Annotated in this window: 17 protein-coding genes and 1 pseudogene; 10 read left to right on the plus strand and 8 right to left on the minus strand. The window is 42.2% G+C overall.

All coding sequences use genetic code 11. The features are described from left to right. Nucleotides 1–77 precede the first annotated feature (77 nt). The 4 genes from CYL31_RS19735 to CYL31_RS19750 all read left to right on the plus strand — a co-directional run bounded on the left by CYL31_RS19735 (nucleotide 78) and on the right by CYL31_RS19750 (nucleotide 3,749). Nucleotides 78–1,532, plus strand: coding sequence for a cytochrome ubiquinol oxidase subunit I (locus CYL31_RS19735; RefSeq protein WP_212916838.1), 1,455 nt, complete (start codon nucleotides 78–80; stop codon nucleotides 1,530–1,532). Next, nucleotides 1,529–2,542, plus strand: a complete 1,014-nt coding sequence (gene cydB, locus CYL31_RS19740) for a cytochrome d ubiquinol oxidase subunit II (protein WP_249411637.1) — start codon at nucleotides 1,529–1,531, stop codon at nucleotides 2,540–2,542. Before CYL31_RS19735 ends, cydB begins: the two co-directional genes overlap by 4 nt. After that, the gene (locus tag CYL31_RS19745) at nucleotides 2,542–2,679 is read left to right on the plus strand and encodes a hypothetical protein (protein ID WP_212916839.1); all 138 of its coding nucleotides are present in this window, start codon (nucleotides 2,542–2,544) and stop codon (nucleotides 2,677–2,679) included. The genes cydB and CYL31_RS19745 overlap by 1 nt, the downstream gene beginning before the upstream one ends. Nucleotides 2,680–2,852: 173 nt before the next feature. Then, nucleotides 2,853–3,749: an EamA family transporter gene (locus tag CYL31_RS19750; protein WP_212916840.1), complete on the plus strand. Its 897-nt coding sequence runs from the start codon at nucleotides 2,853–2,855 to the stop codon at nucleotides 3,747–3,749. A gap of 25 nt (nucleotides 3,750–3,774) precedes the next feature. Here the strand turns inward: CYL31_RS19750 and CYL31_RS19755 are convergent, their stop codons facing one another. Next, nucleotides 3,775–4,014, minus strand: a complete 240-nt coding sequence (locus CYL31_RS19755) for an ion transporter (protein ID WP_249411638.1) — start codon at nucleotides 4,012–4,014, stop codon at nucleotides 3,775–3,777. Nucleotides 4,015–4,383: 369 nt separating this feature from the next. Here CYL31_RS19755 and CYL31_RS19760 point away from each other — a divergent pair. Then, nucleotides 4,384–4,662: pseudogene (locus CYL31_RS19760) on the plus strand (ion transporter); the annotation flags it as partial. Nucleotides 4,663–4,933: 271 nt separating this feature from the next. Here CYL31_RS19760 and CYL31_RS19765 read toward each other — a convergent pair. Genes CYL31_RS19765 through CYL31_RS19785 form a run of 5 tightly spaced genes read right to left on the minus strand, consistent with a single transcriptional unit; the run spans nucleotide 4,934 to nucleotide 11,713 of the window. Beyond that, a complete protein-coding gene (locus tag CYL31_RS19765; protein WP_212916841.1) occupies nucleotides 4,934–6,043 on the minus strand; it encodes a caspase family protein in 1,110 nt (369 codons plus the stop codon). A gap of 4 nt (nucleotides 6,044–6,047) precedes the next feature. After that, nucleotides 6,048–8,558, minus strand: a complete 2,511-nt coding sequence (locus CYL31_RS19770; protein WP_212916842.1) for a GAP1-N1 domain-containing protein — start codon at nucleotides 8,556–8,558, stop codon at nucleotides 6,048–6,050. 4 nt (nucleotides 8,559–8,562) lie between these two features. After that, nucleotides 8,563–9,438, minus strand: coding sequence for a TRAFAC clade GTPase domain-containing protein (locus CYL31_RS19775; RefSeq protein ID WP_212916843.1), 876 nt, complete (start codon nucleotides 9,436–9,438; stop codon nucleotides 8,563–8,565). A 3-nt stretch (nucleotides 9,439–9,441) separates the two neighbouring features. After that, entirely contained in the window at nucleotides 9,442–10,398 is a 957-nt protein-coding gene (locus CYL31_RS19780; protein ID WP_212916844.1) for a TRAFAC clade GTPase domain-containing protein, read from the minus strand. A gap of 7 nt (nucleotides 10,399–10,405) precedes the next feature. Beyond that, the gene (locus CYL31_RS19785; protein ID WP_212916845.1) at nucleotides 10,406–11,713 is read right to left on the minus strand and encodes a GTPase-associated system all-helical protein GASH; all 1,308 of its coding nucleotides are present in this window, start codon (nucleotides 11,711–11,713) and stop codon (nucleotides 10,406–10,408) included. A gap of 454 nt (nucleotides 11,714–12,167) precedes the next feature. Between CYL31_RS19785 and CYL31_RS19790 the strand changes: the two genes are divergently transcribed. The 4 genes from CYL31_RS19790 (at nucleotide 12,168) to CYL31_RS19805 (ending at nucleotide 18,669) form a co-directional block, all read left to right on the plus strand. Further along, nucleotides 12,168–12,956 carry an ion transporter gene (locus CYL31_RS19790; RefSeq protein ID WP_212916846.1) on the plus strand — a complete coding sequence of 263 codons (789 nt, stop codon included), beginning with the start codon at nucleotides 12,168–12,170 and terminating at the stop codon, nucleotides 12,954–12,956. Nucleotides 12,957–13,059: 103 nt separating this feature from the next. Next, nucleotides 13,060–15,294, plus strand: a complete 2,235-nt coding sequence (locus CYL31_RS19795; protein WP_212916847.1) for a YecA family protein — start codon at nucleotides 13,060–13,062, stop codon at nucleotides 15,292–15,294. A 214-nt stretch (nucleotides 15,295–15,508) separates the two neighbouring features. Beyond that, nucleotides 15,509–17,251 (plus strand): ATP-dependent nuclease, encoded by a 1,743-nt coding sequence (locus CYL31_RS19800; RefSeq protein WP_212916848.1) that lies wholly within the window; start codon nucleotides 15,509–15,511, stop codon nucleotides 17,249–17,251. After that, nucleotides 17,248–18,669 carry a UvrD-helicase domain-containing protein gene (locus CYL31_RS19805; protein ID WP_212916849.1) on the plus strand — a complete coding sequence of 474 codons (1,422 nt, stop codon included), beginning with the start codon at nucleotides 17,248–17,250 and terminating at the stop codon, nucleotides 18,667–18,669. The genes CYL31_RS19800 and CYL31_RS19805 overlap by 4 nt, the downstream gene beginning before the upstream one ends. A gap of 116 nt (nucleotides 18,670–18,785) precedes the next feature. On the opposite strand, the gene CYL31_RS19810 is transcribed toward CYL31_RS19805, so the two are convergent. Further along, nucleotides 18,786–19,889 carry a PDDEXK-like family protein gene (locus CYL31_RS19810; protein ID WP_212916850.1) on the minus strand — a complete coding sequence of 368 codons (1,104 nt, stop codon included), beginning with the start codon at nucleotides 19,887–19,889 and terminating at the stop codon, nucleotides 18,786–18,788. 243 nt (nucleotides 19,890–20,132) lie between these two features. On the opposite strand from CYL31_RS19810, the gene CYL31_RS19815 reads away from it, so the two are divergent. Next, nucleotides 20,133–21,905 (plus strand): hypothetical protein, encoded by a 1,773-nt coding sequence (locus CYL31_RS19815; protein WP_212916851.1) that lies wholly within the window; start codon nucleotides 20,133–20,135, stop codon nucleotides 21,903–21,905. A gap of 117 nt (nucleotides 21,906–22,022) precedes the next feature. On the opposite strand, the gene CYL31_RS19820 is transcribed toward CYL31_RS19815, so the two are convergent. After that, a complete protein-coding gene (locus CYL31_RS19820) occupies nucleotides 22,023–22,469 on the minus strand; it encodes a 5' nucleotidase, NT5C type (protein WP_212916852.1) in 447 nt (148 codons plus the stop codon). Nucleotides 22,470–22,620: the final 151 nt, after the last annotated feature.

Consider the following 22,620-nt stretch of genomic DNA (forward strand, 5'->3'; position numbering starts at 1 on the left):
GTACGCTAAGAGTTAAGAGAAACGCCTAACCTTATCTATATATCTCTTAACGCTTATTGATACCCAAGGGAGCCATTATGGACCTCGACGTTGCCATCTTATCTCGCATACAGTTTGCTTTTACTGTGAGCTTTCACATTATTTTCCCCAGTATCACCATTGGTTTGGCGACACTGATCGCCATTTGGGAAGGCATGTGGCTAAAAACACATAATCCTTATTACCTCCAATTGGCTAAATTCTGGATCAAACCTTTTGCGATAACCTTCGGTATGGGGGTGGTTTCTGGCATCGTTTTGTCCTATGAATTTGGCACCAACTTCTCCAAATTCTCGGAGATTACCGGCGCGGTACTTGGGCCGCTGATGGCCTATGAAGTACTGACCGCTTTCTTCATGGAAGCCGGTTTCCTTGGCGTCATGTTATTCGGGTGGCAACGTGTTGGTCGCAAACTACATTTCTTCGCAACGCTCACTGTTATGGTAGGTACTTGGATTTCAGCGTTTTGGATCATTGTGGCGAACTCTTGGATGCAAACGCCAACTGGCTACAAAATTATCGATGGCAAGTTTGAAGTCGAAAGTTGGATGGCTGTCATCTTCAATCCATCAATGCCCTATCGCCTCACTCACATGGTGGTTGCGTCATTAATTACCGCGACTTTCGTGGTGGCTGGTATCAGCGCTTATTACTTGTTGAAAAAGAAAAACATTCCTTTTGCGAAAAAAGGCCTATCCATGTGCATGTGGTTTGCCTTGGTACTCACTCCACTACAAGCATGGATCGGCGATATGCACGGTTTGAACGTAAAAGAACATCAGCCGACCAAATTGGCGGCGATGGAAGGAATTTGGCCAGCGGAAGAAGAAAACGTTCCGTTATTGTTATTCGCTATGCCTAACATGAAAACCGAGTCGAATGATTATGCAGTCGGTATTCCAAACCTTGGTAGCTTGATCCTGACACACTCGTGGGATGGCGCGGTGCAAGGTTTGAAAGCCGTACCACCTGAAGACAGACCGAATGTACCGTTAGTATTTTGGTCTTTCCGTGTCATGGTTGGTATTGGGTTTGGCATGATGGGTATCGCGGCACTAGCACTCTTGTTACGCCGTAAAGGCCGCTTGTATGAAAACAAAGCCTTCCTCTCCTTGGTGACCTTCTTTACGCCGATGGGAGTCATTGCGGTGCTGGCAGGTTGGTATGTGGTCGAAATTGGCCGTCAGCCTTGGATTGTCTACAACCTTGTTAGAACATCCGAGATAGTATCGCCACTTCCAGCGGAACGCGTGCTCTTTACCTTAACCATGTTTGTCATCATTTACAGTCTGCTAATCGGTGTTTATCTCTACTTCATGCGTAAGCTGATTAAGAAAGGACCGCCATCAATGGAAACACTAGAGCAGCAACTGATTGGTATGAAAGCGCCGGGCTACGCATTGGCTTGGGTGAAGTCACTAACTACTCAAGAACAACAATCGACAGAACCGAAAGCAAAATATCAACCAACAATAGAACAAGGAGATAAATGATGGATTTGGCTCTTTTCTACTTCCTTGTCTTAGGCTTTGCCATCTTTATGTACGTGTTACTCGATGGCTTCGACCTAGGGATTGGCATTCTCTACCCTTGGTTTAACCAAGAAGGCGAGCGCGACCATTTAATGCGTTCTATTTCACACGTTTGGGATGGTAACGAAACTTGGTTGGTCTTTGGTGGTGTCGTGCTGTTTGCGGCGTTTCCAGCCGCTTATGCTGGCATTACCTCAACCTTTTACTTGCCTATCATGCTCATGCTGTTTGCTTTGATCTTTCGAGGCGTGGCGTTCGAATATCGCTTTAAGTCCGATACCTCTCGACCTTATTGGGATTTCGCTTTTAGTGCGGGTTCTGCCATCGCGGCGTTTTGCCAAGGCATGTTGCTAGGCTCAATCGTTCAAGGCGTTCCCGTCGGTGTCGACAGTTTATCCAGTCTACATTGGCTAACGCCGTTTTCTATATTAACTGGCTTTGCCGTAATGGCTGGTTATGCTCTATTAGCCGCTTGTTATCTGTTTATGAAAAGTCGCGGACGCATTCAAGATCACGCAGCTAAGTTAGGCAAACGCCTCTTATTGATCACTATTCTAGCCATGGTCATCGTGAGTTTGTGGACAGTGGCCAGCCAAGTAGACATTCGTCAGCGTTGGTTCTCTGGTTTGAATTTCTTGTGGTTATCGCCCTTGCCTATTATCACCTTGGTGGTCGCGGTGTTGGCTTGGAGAGATCTAAACAGTCACGCCACAGGAACCGCTCACCATGAAGGTCGACCTTTTTGGTATGCTGCAACGCTCTTCTTACTGGGCTTCGCTGGTCTTGTTGTTGGTTTGTTTCCATACCTGATACCAAGACAATTAACCTTTATGGAGGCCGCATCACCAGACAGCAGCTTGCTCTTCTTACTGCCAGGTATATGCATCTTCGTACCATTGATTTGTGCTTATACCTTATGGGGCTATCGCGTCTTTGCTGGCAAAGTGGAAGACTATCAGGAGGGCTACTAATGTCTCTAAAAAGCCTGAAAGAAAAAGCCGCCAAACTCAAATCGTGGCAATGGTTTTTACTCTTATACGGCGTCGGTTTTATTGCAGTATTAACCGCGTCTTACGGCATTAAACTGCTGATGACTGGATTGCCTTAACGTCTTAATCTCAGTAAATAAAAGAACTGGCCTTAGCTAAGTAACAAGCGGGCCAGCTTTTTTTGCATCTATGTCCTTCATTCTTTCTTCATCTGCCCATGTGCAAACTTATCGAAAACACGTAAAGTGGTTGGCTTATTTTCGCCTCACTATTGTACGGTTAAGGACTAGACATGATTCGCAAAGATATGTTTTTGGCGCTATTTATTATTGTCGCCTGGGGCTTTAACTTTATCGTCATGCGTTGGGGGTTGGACGAGCTAACACCGATGATGTTAGGTGGATTGCGTTTCCTAGTCATCGGTATGATTGGCTGCTTCTTTTTCTCTCGCCCTAATACGCCGCTGCTTTGGTGTATTGGTTATGCCTTATCATTGAACTTCGGGCAATTTGCGTTTTTATTCAGCGCCATATCTTTCGGAATGCCGGCAGGATTGGCTTCTTTGGTGTTGCAGTCCCAAGCCATTTTCACTCTATTATTCGCTATTTTGTTGCTAAAGGAAGCCGTGCGACCTTATCAAGTGCTCGCCATTGGCATTGCCATTGGTGGCTTGGCGGTCATCGGGTTGGACAATGAAGACTCCACTATGACGGCGCTTGGCTTTGGCTTAACTTTAGCCGCAGGATCTAGCTGGGCAATGGGAAATATTTTCACCAAAATCATTAGCCGCAAAGGCTACGATGCCAACCTAAACCTAATCGTTTGGTCGAGCTGGATTCCGCCAATTCCTTTCTTTATATGTGCCTACTTCATTGATGGTGCCGATATCATGTGGAGCAACATCATTGAACTAAGTTTTAAATCCATAGCATCACTTGCCTACCTATCACTCTTTGCTACCTTGGCTGGCTATGGTTTGTGGAGCTATTTGTTGTCTCGCTACCCAGCAGCAACTGTCGCACCGCTAACTTTGGGAGTTCCAGTTGTTGGCCTAACATCAGCCGAAATCTTCCTATCTGAAACCGTTAGTACCACGCAATGGATGGGGATTTTGATTGTATTGCTTGGTTTAATGCTGAACACATTCGGCGGTCGCTGGCTAAAGAAAGTAAGCCAGCGAATCGCTTAAAAACGGTTAAGAAATAAGAAGTTATTTAATTCTTTTTATCTTGTTGCGCGTCGATTTTATCCGCGAGGCGTGCAACTTGAGCCTGTAGCTCAGAAATTTGCGTCACTAAGGCTTGATGATTACTCTCTTGATTCTCATGTTCTTCTTCCGCGGTTTCTCGTGTCATCACGTCTAGTACAACACCGACCATCATGTTTAAAAATACAAATGCGGTTAAGAAAATAAAGATAATGTAGAAGATCCAACTGAACGGATAGACGTCCATGGTCTCATACATTACAACTTATTTATCGGGAAAATATTGTTAACAAGAGAGTGAGTGAATGAATAGAGGCCCATCGATAAAGACTTAAAGCTTATACGAGAGTTGTGTTAACAAAAAATCGTTAACATAGCTCTATGCAAAGTAGAATTAGTCAAAGAGATCATAATCTGTTAACCAACATGTATCGCTTATAAAGATCGATAGCATCACAAAACAATTTGCAGTAAATCGTAACGAACATCACTATAATTGCCATCACCTTAAAAGATTGACTGAAGAAACTATGTACAACACTGTAAAAACTAAACAACCTCAAAAACAATAAGATTTTTGAGTTGCTGGTTGTTGCAGTCATAATTATCTCTGCCCTTAAAATCGGTGCCACAACTAGGCTACGTTGTGCTTTTGATGTTCATCATCTTTTACATTTACGCGGCAGTTGGGAGTTTTCTGTTCAGTGAAATTAACCAATTTCTTTGGGGGGACATCGCTATATCAATGCTCACGCTGTTCAAAATCGTGACGTTTGAAGATTGGACTGATATCCAATATGAGACGATGGAAGTCTACCCAATGAGTTGGATGTACTACATGTCGCTTATCTTCCTCACCGCATTTGCATTCTTAAATATGGTGATAGGTATGTTATGGAAGAAGAACATAGAGCTTGCAGAGCTCCAAAAAAATAGAACAGTTAGCCCCGGGTAAGGGGCTAACTTCTTTCTACACAAAAGTATATCGAGTAGAAACTATCTCTCTTTAAAAAGACTTTTGTATGAGGCTTAGTACGATACGCCTTTCAGGTTTTCAAGGTTTTGCTTCAGAACCATCAGAATCACGGGTTGCCTTCGCTCAAACATGAGCCCTAAAACCTTTTCTCGGACATAAAATGTCATCAGTCTTACAGAGATATTTAAAGCTACAGTAATTTAAATTTCCCTAAATCAGGGTGGTTAGGGAAATCTTCAATAGCAGATTCTACTAAGCTTGTAATATTGATATTCAGTCCACCTCCACCTTGTTTCAATGTACGTATAGCCACGTGCCAAGCCGCTTGGCCGCTACGTCTGATTTGCAAGCGGGATAAATCTCCCCCAGCTCGGCTCCAAATCTCTTCATCTTCTGGGCCCATTGGGTATAACTCGATTAAAAGCTTTTCCAGCTCCCCCCATTCAGGCTGTATTTCAGGATTAACGGATTGTGTACTCTGTGTAGATGTGTTCAGAGATTTATTGCCACCCTGGTTAAGCGCAATGGCAAAGTTGTTTTCTACATTATCAGCTTTAAAAATTGGATGCTGCGTATCTGATATTAATTTAGGTACCTCATCCGATATGTAATTGAATAGATCGAAGACCTTAATCAAGCCGCTTGCATCTTTATCTGCTGCTCCACGTAATCCATCTAATAAAGTGGTTGTAAAAACACTATTCCTCGCATTCGTAAAAACATTTGAGACTTCTTCATCACGGCATGATGCTATTAGTACACGACCAGTGCCGACAGCTAACTTTTCGAAAGTGTTTTGACTAAAACCAGATTTTAGTACGTTGCTTTTATCATCTGAGAAAGTCTTTGCAATTGCAGCCCCCCCAGCGTGGCAGGCATCAATAAATACTAGGAACCGTTTTGATTTTATCTGTGAAAATGCATGAGCCAGTTCATCAGAGCTTATAGATGTATTTCTAATGTCATCCAAATCGGTATCCACTGTAGCTAACAAACTGTCTTCATTCCCCGGTTCTCCGAATCTCCCTCCATGGCCGGAGAAGAATATGAAGACAGTGTCATCTGGATTTACTCTATTGGCCAATTCAGACAAGCTATCCAATATAGATGCTCTAGTGGCGTATTCATCCAATAATACAGTGACATTGTTCTGTGAATAGCCACAATAACTTGGTGATACCAGTGTCGAAGCGACATCGTTCGCGTCGTTCAATACAGCACTAGGTAGGCTAGAAACTTTTTGATAATTAGCTACACCAATAAGCAAGGCATGGCCCTGAGGGTATCCGATAGAGGTCATTTATTCACCACGAAAGTAAGTTTCTGCTTTTTCCAAGAATATCAGGGTCATTGGAAAAAAATCTTAGTTCTTCATTACCTGGATAGTCACCAAGCATGGTCTCCATTAGGTTCTTGGATTTTAGACTACCTCCAGACTGCATTTTGTTTAGAGCTGAATGCCAGCGTGTTAACCCACTCTGGTTTTGATTCAAAAGATCCGAGTTATTTCCTCCTGCTCGGGACCACAGTTCATCGCTATCAGGCCCTCTAGGGTATAGGTCACATGCTAATTTCTCGAAAGCGTTCCACTTATCTGAAACACTTGGTTTTGATATGCCAAGTTTCCATGCCTCAAAAAAACCGAGAAAGTCGCTACAAACCATCAAACACGGTTTTAGATCAGGTCGATGAGGAGCAAAGTGATCTACCAGGTGACTTACAGCAGCCTTCCAGCGCCTCGACAATATTAACCTTCCCAGTTGTTCTGCTTCCGAATACTGGATTGATCGCACACTCTTTAGAAGCTCATGAATCCAGTGGATGAAATTCTCTTCTGTAAAAGATGGGAGGCTTCTGATTATTAAAAGGCGAGTAGCAATAGATACGGTTGGCTTCAAAAGTGACTGAGCTAGCGCATTACTGCGAGCAATGGCCTGCTCAAGTTCAGCTTCTAATTGACCTCCGATAACGGATTGCTCTGCTTTTTCTACCCAGCCTGAAACCGTGGCCTGTAGATAGCGATCATAAATCCTAGCTGGAAGAAGTTTCCATAAGTTCTCTCTCCCTGGGGATCCACATAGATTGGCTAGCGGAGTACTTGCCAGCACTTCAAGCAGTCTATTATCAATGGAGCTTCCGTTTGCTAGCATTGCGAACAGGGTATCTCGGGCATTTATCGGGTCACTTAGAGAGTCCCACAATGTAGACTTTTTCTCTATGGCGGATCTCCAAACCTGTTGTTCGGTAAGGTCTTTGCATTGTATATCGAGCAAAATCTCTGGATGGTTAACAGCTGATTCAGAAGCCAACTCAACCAGGCGCAAGTCTTTGTATTTGAGCGTACACTCTAATACCTCAGCTGGAGTAGCGAACCTAAGAGCGGCTCTAACACCAGCCCCCTTCGATGAATCAGTATCTACCTGGATCTGCTGCTTCACTGCTTCCATCGGTGATAATACAGATGCCAGTACGGCCCCATGTGCAACTATCCACTTCTTCTCCAGTAGCGGGATAAGCAAAGCCGAAAGTTTGGAAGTAGATAGTTTGTTTGGGATCTCTGATACGAGTTCTGACTCTATGTCATCAGTATTTGGCAAGATAGAAATAGCAGCCGAAAACGCATCATTAGCAAGCGGAACGCAGCGACATATACCTCTAAACAACGTCGAAGGTTTTTTATGGACTGCCATTTCTAACGCAGCCCGAATGCTCTCACGCCAGTCAGGTATCGCAAGATCCGGTTTAGCTGACCATAAAAACAGGTTGCTCAAGTCATCATCGTTCACCTCACCAAAGTCGAGGTTGCTGACCCTGTTTTCAACCGTAGTCCAAATACTTTCAGTATCGAAAAATCCAGATAACGTAAGATTTCTCATTACTAGTAGCTGCTTGGGAGTTGCCTTCGGTATTAAGGTACTAACCCTACTTACTAGAGTGGTTTTTAGTTCTTTACCAGTCTGTGGATCCCTAGACAGACCATCGATCAAACGGAGTGCATTGAGCAAATGATCAAAATCTTCATTGCCTGAAATCAGAGAATTCAAACGTTCTAATCTAATGAATGTTTGCAGTGAATCCAGTTGTATTTCCAAACTGCTGGCGAGTGTCAGGACAGGGTTGACATCAACATGACCACAAAGAATCCGTGCTGTTTCAGTCATTGGTGAAGCAAGGTGTTGTTTGATTAGGTTCTGGTTCATCCAGCGGGGTTGTAGTTGCTCTGGGCTACATACAACCGTTGGCCTCGAGTCATCAACAATGTCTTTTGGGCTAAAACTTAAACGAAAAGAAAACGTGCGTCTTAAATCTGGCCAGAAATTTTTCCATAGAGAGCCAATCAGCTCTTCAAACCCTGTTACCCCAAGCCAAATCGCTGTTCGCCCAGCTGGATCTAATAGTGCATTGGCCGCTGCTATCAAGTCTGTTGCTGGAGACGATTTACAAAGAGAAGGGATGAGTTCAAGTGGTGATACGGAGTCAGGGCATTCATCTGCACTTGAGAACAAACGTTCAAACAGAAAGGATAAGTCTTCAATATGAACTATATCCTCAATACGAATAATCAGGGCATGGGTTAATACCATGCCACTTCGAGACGCGCTTGTATCCAGAAATGTTCGGGCAATTACATATTGATCATCAATGGGAAAACCGCGAACAAAAGGCGACCAATTGGATATTCCCGGAGGAATGCTATCCGGCAGATCCAGGCGAGAAGCGAAAGTCTTGGCTATCTGGGGGTTATTCATACTTGAAGTTCTTAGACCGTGTCCCCTGCCAGATACCTCACCGTAGATCGCTTGTTCAACACGCATATTCTCAGGCCTCGTTAGCCATCAAGCGCTGTATCGGCAAAGTGATGTCCTTGTTTTGGGAGCCATCAGGCAAAACGACATAGCCAAACTCTTCAGGCCCTTGTATTTCGTAGTCTTCGTCTGGTGAGTCTGTGCTAAGAGGGCGACCAAGAGAAGAAAGTCCGTAGACTTCAGGGGACATCCAATTGCTACATAAAAATGACCATAGCATTGGCAATCTCGACTCCAGAAGTTGCCCTGGTAGTTCTTCTGTCTTCAACTCATCCCAACAGCTCAATAAAATCGTCAAACGTGGCTGTTCAAGCGGTTGATCCAAATTAGCTTTGGAGAAGTAGAGTAGTATCTGAAGTAGCTCAATTGCCCTTGCTTGATCGGACATATCAAATACATCAGATTGCTTGTCAACAGTAGGTTGATCGCCAGCCTTGGTCTGATCGTTCTCTTTGTCGCGTTCAAATAGGGTATGAAAAGGACGAGAGAGTAGGTCCTCTTCGAAGCGTATGGATTGCAGCCTGAGCATCAAGACCCAGTCGGTTGCTCCCATCACTCGCTCTTTCCATTTGACGGGTATCTGACGCTGAGCAACGAGACTACTCACTTGCTCGCCCCCATAATCTGGCCAGACAAGTTCAGCATGGCCACCTTGTTCGCTAATAACTGGCCATACGCTTTCAAGGTAAGCTTCCGAAGGTGTATGTGCAGTCGCCTTTCCTTCAGTTAAACAAGCTAAGGCATTGCTGAAAGCTTCGATATTTGTAGGAGCTCCGGACATTTGGAGTGAACATTCCTTCACCATTAGGCGCTTCAGGAATTGAGCTCCATAGTGAGTTTTCCCTACATTCGATTCGCCAATCAAAAGGATGCTTCGTTCAACTGTCATCGTCTATTTCCTGCTAAATCGAAACAAAGGGTCGTGATTGACTGGAGCCGTCTCTGGCAAAACCACACCGGAACGTTTAAAAGCTAAGATCCAATCAAACAGCTCATGGAAGCATTGCTTCGACTGAGCCTCAGCATCTTTTATGCTGAGAGTGAACTCTGGAAGATCGGATGGAAACGACACAACTGCTTTTCTGATCGCCGCCTCCATGGCAGGAGCCACTTCAATATCTCCTTTTGTCCACACAAGAGCCATCGGCCGTCCGTGTATTTCTGAAATTACTCGTTGTGCAAGTAGCTGAAAGTCGTTACGTGCCGCCCCCTTTCTTGAACCTGCCAGAGCCTCTCTGTCTACAATAAGCAAAACCACATCGGCATGCTTACTAATCCAGCGGGCACCTTCAGCCTCCTCGGATTGTTGATTGACGGACCACTTCTTAAACCACTCTCCGGGAGCATCAGCAAACAGGAAATCACGTAGCTCATGATTACTTTGACGAAAGGCGAGATGCAGCATTCCTGGCGACCTTGATGATCTGCTCGGAGTGTGTGCTGGAAAATTGGGTGGCTGACCAGGCTGCCAACGTAAGCTGTTAGCTACAGCTTCCCAACCTGAGAGCGTGTATGAATTACTGAATCTGTACTTCTCAGACTTGTAGTCTCCGTGGCCGAGTAGCAAATACAAGGCAGCCAAAATAGTGGTCTTGCCCGCGCTTTCTGGCCCAAAAATACCGACAGTAATGGGTTTCACCTTACCTGTAATAAAGTTAAGGTCGGTGCCTCCCATTGCCAAGCCACTCCATGGCAGCATCATATGCTCAGACGATGCCAAATCCTTTTGGACCTCTCCTTCATTATTGTGGTGTTTGTTCCATGCGGGACACTGCTGCAGAGTCATGTGACCGTCAGCACAAGAAGTATTGTCATCCGCAAAACAATAGGGATTAGAGCACTTTTCCATATGTGCCTTAGCTCTTTGCGGTTTGCAGGGATGGATTGCCCAGGATTGCCCGTGCACTTTGTAGTTCGCGAAACAGATATGTTCCCCAATCAACAGGGGTTAACTTTCTTTGCGCATTAATGCTTGAACACGCTGACAAAGTCGTAGTATCTTCAATACTTGCTGACAGTGGATAACCGATCAGGGATAGCAAAGGACCGCGCCCATCTGGAGACGGTGAGTAGTCTGCCGCCAACCTTCGAAATGGCTGCATGAAGTCAGCTGTTCTTGCCTTATGGAGAAGTTTCAAAAACTCTTGTTCTTCATTTGTTGGTAAGCAACGAATCGCTTCTTTCAAAAAGGCAGATACGCTTGCTGGTGAATAGCTTGGCACCTGTTGATGCAGATCCAGAGCCATAAGGGCTGCGGCTTCGAACACAGGTAGATCAAGATAACTTTCGTGGGCACTAGGAGAATAGAGTGCTTCCTTCCACCAAAGGAGATTTGTTCGACGCTGCAGACCAGCTGTAGCACCACTGAAACTCACCAGTGCTTTTTCAACGTGACCATTAACGGCATTTGCCAACGCAGATAATGGACCTGACAAGTCAACAGGCTCAGAAATAAGCTCTTCAGCAATCTCATCAATAGCATCCGCAATAACTGGCCCCATAAGGTCTGAGAATGATTGAGCCCATGACTGAGGTTGGTTGTGAGCTGCATACTGATTCTTTGGCTCAACACTACCCCACGGCCCTGCTGCTGAATAAATTTTTGCAGTAAGAGCACTCCGATCAACGATAGGAGTTTCCTGCTCTAGCTCTTTCGGAGCTGGGGCTTTGTAACGTAATGGAGCGACTGTAATCATTTCTGGCGTTGCCCATTCCGATTCAGCCCGCTCATCAACTTTTGTTTCGATTTCGCTGACAGCGGCTTTCCAAACAGGGGTTTCGGAGGAGCATTCTGAATAGGCAAGAGCATTACGAGCAGTATTGACGAAGGCCACTGCAATCAAGTCATCTTCGCGAGCAGACTGAACCAGTGCTTCAAGGAGTATTGCCCGCAGAATCGCTACTGGATATCCACCTTTGTATGCGTTGGCAACAGTTGTCCATTGAGCACGCAGTGCCTGCATGGCTTCTTCTATGGTTGGATCAGTGCTGAGGATATTAGGATCGGCTGCAACTAATGTGTAGCGTATGGTATTCCCTGGCGCATTTTGGAGGGCTGATGCCAAGTCTTTAGCTGTGGAGCGAAGCTTTTCTAGTTTGTTGTCATCACCACCGAGGTCGATAACTCCATGCTCAAGGAACGTTAACAAATACTCTTGCGTCATTACTTACCCCTGTCGGCAGCAGTGAGCCACCATCCCTAGTCTTTGTAAACGATTTTACACGCAGTGAGTTTATAGTCAAAAATTTGGATCATCAAGTACACTCAACAACTTAGTATTTCGAGAGAATAATTCAAACATCGAGGCAAGCCTGCTCTGTTTGAAGATCTAGGGCTTGTTAAATAGCAGACCATTATCAGGAAAATGCTATTAACAAGCGAGTGAGTGAATGACTGACACCCATACCAATAAAGACTTAAGGCTTATACAACAGCCATATTAACAAAAATATCGTTAACATGGCTCTATGCATAGGAAAATTTAGCCTTGGAGATCGTACTCTGTTAACCAACATTTATCGCTTATAAAGATCGATAGCATCACAAAACAATTTGAGGTAAATCTTAACGAACGTCACTATAATTGCCACCACCTTAAAAGATTGACTGAAGAAACTATGTACAACGCTGTAAAAACCAAACTAAACAACCTAAAAAACAATAAGATTTTTGAACTGCTGGTTGTTGCAGTCATCATTATCTCTGCCCTTGAAATCGGTGCAAAAACCTTTGATTTACCCTACTCTGCAATTTCAATCACTACAGTCCTAGATGTCTTCATAACAATCTTCTTTCTTTTTGAGTTAACAATTCGATTTGTGGCTGATGAAGATAAAAAAGCCTTTTTTAGAAAAGGCTGGAACGTCTTCGATACATTGGTAGTGGTTGTTAGTCTTATACCAATAGACAACTCAGAAATGGCTCTCCTTGCTCGTCTAGTGCGAGTATTTCGTGTTTTGAGGATGGTCTCTGTTGTTCCAGAATTAAGGATTTTGATCAACTCATTAATAAAGGCATTGCCACAATTAGGGTATGTGGTTCTTCTGATGTTTATCATCTTTTACATCTATGCGGCGATTGGTAGCTTTCTATTCAGTGAAATCAATCCATTTCTTTGGGAAGACATAGCTATCTCAATGTTGACATTATTTAGGGTGATGACCTTTGAGGACTGGACAGATATTCAATATGAGACCATGGAAGTCTATCCTATGAGCTGGATCTACTACATGTCATTCATCTTCTTTACCGCATTTGCGTTCTTAAATATGGTAATAGGTATCGTCGTCAACGTGATGGAAGAAGAACACCAAGCAGCCAGAGCAGACAAGCAACCTTCACTTAGTGAGCTACAACAGGAACTAAAGGAAATCAAAGCAGTACTGTCAGAATTGCAGAAGAAATAACTCATAAAGGCTTTAATAGAGCCAACACAAAGCGAGGATTAAACGTTCATAAAAACCTAAAGCAATACATGAATGGATTAGCTATTCACCCTAGGAGGTTGAAATGGAAGAGTTTAATCTCAAAAAAGTAGTCACAGACCTAAATAATAAAAAGTTAGCGGCAATACAAAATATAGAGGCAACTCTAGACACAGTTTGTGCTGAAACAATGTTGAGCTTACAGATAGCTCAGCTATTAACCACAACCGAGAACGGTAACATTGGCGATACTTATGGCACACACCCTGCCATGATTGAACGCCTTGCTGAAATTGCTATTCCTAAGTTTGGTGTTAGCCCAAACAAACAAATCAGCATGTTCCAATCCAATCCCGTTTACTCATTACTTCAAGATATTTTACATGCTGACATGATTTCCACTCGGCAATCTGATGACTTACCAAGTATTTCGGAAGACCTAAAACACTCAAGCGAAGTAATAAGAGGCAATGCTTACCCAGAACAAACAGCTGCGAAGATTAGGCAAATCCAAGGTAAATTTGATTCATGGTTTGAAGCACGCGTTGGAATATCACCCAATCGTGTAGTGGACGTCACTTCTGCTCTGGTTCCCCGTATAGAAGAGTTATACAGCAATGAAATGGATCATATTCGTAAAAATGCAGAAAGTTACCAAAATCAGTTTATAGACTACAAAAATCAAGCTACTCGTGGTAAAGAAGAACAGGATTTTATAGATTCATTACAGAGTGAGGAAGCGGCCTATATTTATGGTTGCGTAGAATATATTAATCTTGAGATGTGCCATAAGTGGCCAGCAGAGTTGACAGAACTGGCACTTTTACCCGTGGTAACAATTAAAGAAGCTGATGCTTTTAAAGGTCTATTTGCTGTTGGAAAACATAACATTTCTCAAGTTGAACACATTCAACGTAAACCATTTTATCAATTACTTGATGGTCGCTTGCTATTTGGGGATATATCCAATGCTTATGATGTTATTTTCGATGAGCTTGAGGCAATAGCCAAAAAGGATAATAAGTTCTTTAGTAACCAATACCAGAAATACAAGTCTAAATGGTTAGAGCTGCGTGCTTATGAACACTTATGTCAAATATTCCCTAAGTCAGATGTATATCAAAGTTTATGTTACCCAGACCCTGACAAAATAAATGCTGAAGCTGAAATGGACTTAGCTGTGAAATGGGGACCTTTTTTGTTGGTAGTTGAAGCCAAGTCAAAACAATTTAGGTTTGAAGGCCGAGTAGGTGATGTTGGCCGATTGCGAACGGATATTGTTAGAAACATTCAGGATGGATTTGAGCAATCACTTAGGGCAAAGCGATATATTGCTAGTTCGAACGAATGTCACTTTAAAGAGAAGAAAACAGGAAAGCTTCTGTCGTTTAAATCAGATGATGTTAAAAAGATATTTTCTATATCAATCACATTTAATCATTTAGCGGATGTTGCAACTCGTTTGCATCAGTTAGGGGATTTAAACTTGTTTACTGACAAGGACTATCCTTTCTCTATTTGTGAATCGGATTTTGAGCTATTAACAAAAGCAAAGCTAACTCCGGATGTGTTTTTATATTATATTCAAAGACGTATCGAATTGTTTAGTGATAAGCGCGAATGGATGGGTGACGAACTAGATTTATTTTCTGCTTATTTGGATACACGGCTACTTTTTGACAATTTAGTATTTGGCGAAGAAAAATGTATTAGCTCTATGTCTTTTAGTGGCTATTCAGATCAGTATGATGAATTGATGGCGTTCGAGCGAGGTGAATATCCGGATAAGCCCGATATCAAGTTAAATCTGCCGCCAGGTACTGAACAGTTATTTGAAACACTTAAAGATTATGATGATGACAGTGCTAGGTGGATAGCTTTTGCGCTGCTTGCCTTATCGGATAGCTTACTTCATAAGATTACCCAGTCTTTACTAAATATCGGATTAGATTCGCTAAATAACGGTTTCAGAACTATGACGTTTGTCGAAAACGACACAGTGATTGTTTTAGTCGGCACAAAAATTCATAGCTTTGATGATCTGCGCTCTCATATGGCTAATAAAGCGCTATTGGAAAAATATCGTTATAAAGCAAAAAAATGCATTGTAATAGGTGTAAAGTATTGTGCTGGCAACCCTATTAAACTTTTCAATACTGCCGATTACATAGAATTTAAATGGGTACATGATGAAAGCATTGAACAAGTCTTGGCTTCAATACCAAAAGCTAATATTACGAAAAAGATTGGCCGAAATGAGATATGCTTTTGTGGGAGCGGTAGAAAATTTAAGAAATGCTGTATAAACCGAATACAGTAATTGAGCGTATTTTCCATTTTCTCATACATCTTTCGGCTGAAAAATATAAAAACGAATAAAATAAACACCTTAAAAAATTCGCTAATGTTCAAAATTAAACACATCAAATTACAAGCTATACTTCCACATATACTTTTTGGCTAATTAGTTTAAGATGATATACAACATATGATTCATATTGGCTGATAGCTTCTAATTTCAAAAAGGATTTGGTATGTCGGTAATTCGTCACATAGAAATACAAAACTTTAGAGCAATTAAACAGCTATCTTGGCATCCAAAACCAGGCCTTAACTGTCTAATAGGGCCAGGGGATTCAGGCAAATCTACAATTTTAGATGCTATAGATCTTGCCCTAGGAGCACGGCGTACATACTCTTTTAACGATGCAGACTTCTATCAACTAGATACATCATCGCCACTGGTTATTACAGTCACTATTGGTAAGCTTCATGAAGAATTAAAAAATATAGAACGTTATGGATTTTTTCTCAGAGGTTTCAATCCCGAAACTAAAGTTATAACAGATGAACCACAAGTCGGTTCAGAAGTAGTTCTTACAATAAAATTGTATGTAGACGTGGATTTAGCCCCTGATTGGAGATTGTATTCGGACAGGGCAGAAGCAGATGGTTTAGAACGTCGGCTCCCTTGGAGGCACAGAGAGCTATTGTCGCCAGCTCGGCTTGGCACAACCTCCCATCAAAACCTTGCGTGGGGAAATCGATCAGTGCTTAATAAGCTTTCCGAAGATACACTAAACGTATCATCAATACTTCATCAACTAGGACGACAAACTCGTCAAGCCTTTGCAACGCAACAAGTTCAAGGAGTCTCTGAGATTCTAACTCAAGTCCACATAATAGCTAATGGCCTTGGTGTACCAGTTGGACAACTTAGCGCTCTGCTTGATGTAAATGGAGTATCCATATCCAATGGTGCAATCAGCCTTCACAATTGTGATGGGACTCCCCTAAGACAACTAGGAACAGGTTCTTCACGCCTTCTAATCAGCGGCCTACAAAAAGCGGCTAGTTGTTCTAGTATTCTTATCGTAGATGAAGCTGAATATGGCCTCGAGCCATACCGTATTACAAGACTGCTTAATGAGTTAGGTTCAAAAGATACGGAACCAACCCAGCAAGTATTCATCACCACTCATTCACCTTACGTCTTACGTGAATTGCAAGCTGAGCAATTGCATGTAATTCGTAAACTAGCTCCTCCTACGCCACAAACGCCCCCACTAGCACCCCCAACATATGTGCACGCCATATACTCTTTAGATGCCGGAGGAGACCAACAGGCAACATTAAGAGCCTGCGCTGAAGCTTTTTTTAGCAAAGCTGTAATCGTCTGTGAAGGTAAAACTGAAATAGGGCTAGTAAGAGGGATTGATCTATACAATCAAGGTGCTAATCACCCGACAATTCTTGCACAAGGTGTCTATTGCGCAGATGGCGGCGGCGATAGCATGTTCACTCGTGCAAAGGTTTTCAGCTCTTTAGGCTACCCTACATCTATTTTTAAAGACTCAGATAAACCGCAAGAACACCTGAGATTCACTACTGAGATGGTCACCGAAGGAATATCTATCTTCGAATGGCTTAATGGTAATGCAACAGAGGACGCTCTGTTTCTTTCATGCCCTGAATTCTTAATTAATGACCTCTTAAATTTAGCAATAAGCCGTAAGGGTGAAGATTCGATTAGAGATCACATAGAAAACTATTCAACTAAAAAATTCACCTTAGATGATTGTAGAGAGCACTTCTGCGATGCCCATAGAAAAGTATTGGCAAAAGCTGCAAATAAAAAAAGCTGGTTTAAAGACATTGAACCATCAGAATATATAGCTCGAAATATGATAGGGCCTCATTATGGTTCATTTAGCCCAATATTGTCTGTCGCTTTAAACAACCTCTTCGCTTGGGCTCGTAGCCAAGGTGTAGCATGATAAATGCTGAAATTGTTCTAAATACTGAACGAGGAGCAATAGTCGCTCCAGCAGGTTGTGGCAAAACCCATTTGATAACGGAGGCATTATTAATACAAAATTCTAAGCCAATTTTAGTCCTTACACATACAACCGCTGGAGTTAGTGCATTAAAAAAAAGGCTTCGGAAATTGTCAGTACCTACAAAACACTACATTGTTACAACTATTGATGGATGGGCTCTTCGAATAGCAAATAGTTTCCCAAATAGCAGCCCTATTCATTCATCACCAGAAAAACCTGGGATGTTCTATCCAGAAGTTAGACAATCTGTTGTGACATTACTCAATTCTGGCGGCATTAGCGACATCATTCAGGCATCATATTCAAGGCTGCTTGTCGACGAGTACCAAGACTGCGATGTTAACCAACATAACCTCGTCACCTCTCTTTCTGCAGTACTCCCGACTGTTATTTTTGGAGACCCAATGCAATGTATTTTTAACTTTGCGGGACCAATGCCCAATTGGAACGGTGAAGTTTTAAAGCATTTCCCGCTTATAGGTGAATTAAATACCCCATGGCGCTGGATAAATGCTGGAGCACCCGCTCTTGGGGAATGGGTACTTGCAGCAAGAGAAAGCCTCAAGTTAGGGGCAAGAGTTGATCTACAAACTTGTCCTGCCCACGTAATATGGCACCCACTGAAAAACATACACCAAACAGATAGAACTAATCAGTATAACGTTCAGCACTCTATCTTAAATAACTTTCCAGAAGATTCTTTATTAGTCATTGGAAGCTCTGTGAACAGTCAATCAAGGCACGACTATGCTCAAGGAAACTCACGAATTGAAGTCGTTGAGCCTATCCAACTTACAGACATAACTACAGCAGCTACCCAACTCGATAACAAAATAGGATTAGAACTTACAGCTATTATTCTAAACGTGGTTAGCACAATGATGACAAATGTCGCAAAGACTGCCACATTGCAACGAGTAGAAAGTATTCTCAATGGTCGAAATAGGACTCCAGCCACTAATATTGAGCAAGCACTTTGTGATGTAGCTACTGATAGCTCAAGGTCTAATATCTTAGAAGCTATGCAAGAACTCGAATTAAAATCTGGTACTCGTGTTTATCGAAAAAGTGCATTCGATGCACTTAAAGAGTCTGTGTCTATAGCCATAACTTCGCCAACAATAAGTGTATTTGAAGCTGCATCCTCAGTAAGAGAACGCCTGCGCCATCAGGGAGACAACCGGATACCAAATAGAGCTATTGGATCAACTCTTTTACTCAAAGGTCTTGAAGCAGATCATTGTATGATTTTGGATGCTCAAGCTAATGGTATGAATGCAAACAATTTATATGTTGCACTCTCACGCGGAGCAAAAACAATTACGATCTTTTCTAGGAATGCTTATATCCCATAAGATGAAATACAAGTTATATTGAGTTAACAATTGACCTATAACGGGCGATATTGTGATATCCAAGGTTGACTAGCAGAGCCGATAGAGCCCCTCACTGAACTCTTCGCGGGTTACATTCATCTAGCATTACCTTGAAAGGCTTTTTCGAAATCATCTAATTCTAATATCCGATTCGCGATGTATTGAACAATCGCTTCCTCATTCATCGGGCCTAACATGAAACGATAACCTCGATAGCGATAGTCACCTTTACCTTCTACCCATCGCTCCACTTGCTGTCCTTTCAATATGTAGCTGTCTGCCTTTTTCTCATCGAAACTACCACATAAGTGGGCATAAGTGTTGACCGAGGAAACACCGTCCTCTCCGGAGAGATACAAAACTACGTCAGATTCAGTTTCGGTCCATTTTTGAAGAGCAAAACGCATGGCTGGATAACCACTCCAGTGGTGTAGACGAATGGCAATATCTTGAGTTAAGCGGTTTTGAATCACGATTTGTAAGCGATGATGGTATTCATTGATAGCTTTCTGTTTAACATCTTGAATTTCTTTAATTTCAGCTAAATTATTTAGTATAAATTCATGTGTCTGCTGATTCACAGATGACTGAGACATTAGACTCTCCAGATGAACGATGAACTCTCGCAGTATTAAAGTCCATTTATCTATGGGCTGAGACAAAAACTTTTGCGCAAGCTGTTCTTTTAATGCGCCGGTAAGTTGCGGATAACTGATAGCAAACCAGCTATCGAGCAAAACTTCACCAGAAGGGGATAACACAACAAAAATAGCTTTTTTATCTTTAAAACGAATAAGGCTTCTCTCTTCTAGGACAAACTTCTCGTAGTCATGAAAAGGGTTATTCTGCTGATGATAGACTTTATTTTCTAGGATGATGACCCAGTCAGGCCCTTCCAACAATAAATCAATGCGCTTACCTGTATCCGTTTTGACTTCTCGCTCAGGTGTTTCACTGAGTGAACAATCAAAAACTTGATAATCTTCAGGCAAACATTGCATTAATGCCTTTAAGACAATGTTTCCTAATTTATGGGGGCCGTTGGGGTCACAAAAAAACGCCAATATGTCTGTGGTAGGATTCTCGTAGTAGCCTCGGCCACCAATGCTAAAAATGGTGGTTTCGGGAGTCTCTGATGGTTGCATTGTTTTAAACTGCGTCAGCAAGATCTCCATGCGTGATATAAGCTCTGTTTCCATACCTAACCTTATTATTCTTTAATTGATCGCCCTAGGTCGAGTGGTCTGCTCTACTTTATACTGCCTTTTCTTGATCGTCATATGCAAGCACATTAATGTTTAATGCTAAAAGTGACTATTTGCTCTCATATACCATTAAAGTATGGTATCAATCTCTGTGCGTATTGCTTCCACTACCTTGAGAATACACCGGGTTGGCCACTTTATACTAGGCTTCAATGTTGCCACACAATAGGCTATAAAATGAAATTTGATTACCTTGCTGCGTTTCCTATACCTGAAGAATACCTCCCCCCAAAGCTTCGTGAACTCCTAACTCCTGTTGGGCTATCAGCAAATATAAGAGTAGAAGTTGCTGCTATGCAAGAGAACGATCAATACGGTCCAAATGCTGAGCACCTTCACCTACAAATGGCAGTTGTGAGCGGAATAACAAATCAACCACTCGAGACTATGAGAGAAGCTGGTGATGGCGTTGTGGAGTGTTCAGTTCCAGCTGATGATGCCATCGGCTGTATAAGCAATTTTATACCATCTCTATCAAGTCACGATTACATTGTTGCTGCATGGGGGGGGAGCTCTTTTTATTCGTATAGTCTGTCTGAAAAAGTTTGGATGGCTCTTGGTTTATCACCACGCTGTGTTGGTAATGATGAACAACGCTTAGTTTACGATGACTTAGGTCTTCCTGAATTTGATGTAGCAGATGGTGAAATATCTACTTGCTACCATGGTTCACTTAAAAGAAATGTATGCTGGCGAATGTCTAATGAATATTTAAGGCGATATTTGTGGTTAAGAGGAGCTCGAGGTGTTCGAGTTTTTTTCTATCAAGTGCATATACAAGATACCGTCCACATTCGAGAAGTCATGAAAGGCAAACCTCATATCAATTTAAAACCTATCAAAGGTGTAGAGTGGTTTGAATTAGACATTCGTGAACATAAACAGGGACTCCTTTTACAGCTTTGGGCATCTGTAGAAGCGGTATATCCTGAATTATGTCCAGAGCAAAATGCAGAAACACTGGTATGGCCTGGCGAGCAAATACCAATGACTCATGACAGAGCTGATTCCATAATTCAGCGCCATAATCCAGTTTATCTTGATGACAAGTTTTTAGAAAAATACGAACAAAGTATTTTTTACGATACTACCCCTTATCAAGCCTGGGGCCAATGGAACTGTGATCCCTCTTACGGAGGGCAATGGTGCTTCACTGAATGTCAGCGGGTTGGTAGGAATTTAATAAAAGTTCCTATGAGAGAGCTCTATAAGGCTAAACCAGATCGCGAAATTATTCATGCATACGAGTATGTTATCGCCCCAGAGAATTTGGAACATATCGATTTAGCTGAAGAACATATAGTCAATAAAGTACAACGATTATTAGAAGCATTACTAAATTTAGGCGATGGTCTATCTCAGCTTGGAGATACGATAGGTTTGGCTCAAACAACAGAAGAGTTAACAGGATTCAGTCGAAAAGAAATTGAGGATAACGGATGGCTCAAATACCCCTCGTTAAGTCGTCTGGCTCAAGTGGCTCCCATCGACATGACCCAACAAATGTTTTTAGCACGCTGTAAAAATATCCACGAGTTAATACAAAAAATCCCAAATGGATACCTCAAATCCCTGCTCATTAACGCTGGCTGCCCACGAAGTAAAATAGGAAGTCTTGGGAGCCTAAAACTTATTCAAGCCTTGTTAAACAGGCTAGAATACTTAAATGGTCAACTCGAATCAGTTCATGACTTCCCATCTCAAGTCGAACCCGAAGATTGGGGTGATTCAAACGTTAATTTAGCCTCACTATTTTTAAACAATGACCTAAGAATAGCGGATGCTCATGACGCAATAGAAAAATGCATTTTAACACTACAAAAGCTAGGCTTTGATACAGCCAATCTTAGTAGTGGGTATGGGAGAGCACTTGATTTCGTGATGGATGGTGTTATCAACTCTTTAGATTACATAGCCAATCAGTTAAAAGAGCTGCTGCTTAGAGTATGAGTAAAATATGTTGCTCTCAGCTAGGACATTCCTATGAATTATGGCCTGCTCTGTTAGAGTATTTTCGATTATTCAGGATGAACTAGTTGGGCCAGGGCTCCATAGTAAGCTCCCTTACTATCTATTTAGAAATGCCATTACTGCTTTCCAACCAGGAAATTCAGTACTTCCAAAGTGAATAAGCAGCCCCTCAAAACCATCCTGCCCTCTACCTGTAGCATTATCATCAATTAAGTATTTGCCTTTCAATAAGCTCTTGTTGGGCGAAATGATTAGTTTTTCTGTGAACTCTAAATCAAAGTATTTTTCAACCCAAATCCGCTTTTCTGTATAGCAAAGCGGATTTTTCGTAGAAGGGGCTGTCAGAATATAAGGCTCATAAAGATCTGAATCAATTAGCTTTTTCACTGATTCAACTCCAAACGGAATAGGATTTAAGTTTGCGTAGAAACCATATTGAGATTGAGGATAAATGATATTTGGTTCATCTACCCGAGCCTGTTGATATGCCCCCTTAAAGTCACATAAGACATCGTCCATATCGATATAAACAATAGATTTCATCGTGTTTCTTCCTATTTTTTTCGTCATGTTCATTAAAAAGGTATCCAAGCTTATCATTTTGGAGTTGATTAGCTTTAAGTCGATAGCTCCACTTATCTTCATGCGTATGCGAGCAGCTCCAGCACTCTCACCCCATATCAGTCATTTGCTT

It is taken from the genome of Marinomonas sp. A3A (assembly GCF_018336955.1).
In the GTDB taxonomy this organism is placed as follows: Bacteria; Pseudomonadota; Gammaproteobacteria; order Pseudomonadales; family Marinomonadaceae; genus Marinomonas; species Marinomonas lutimaris.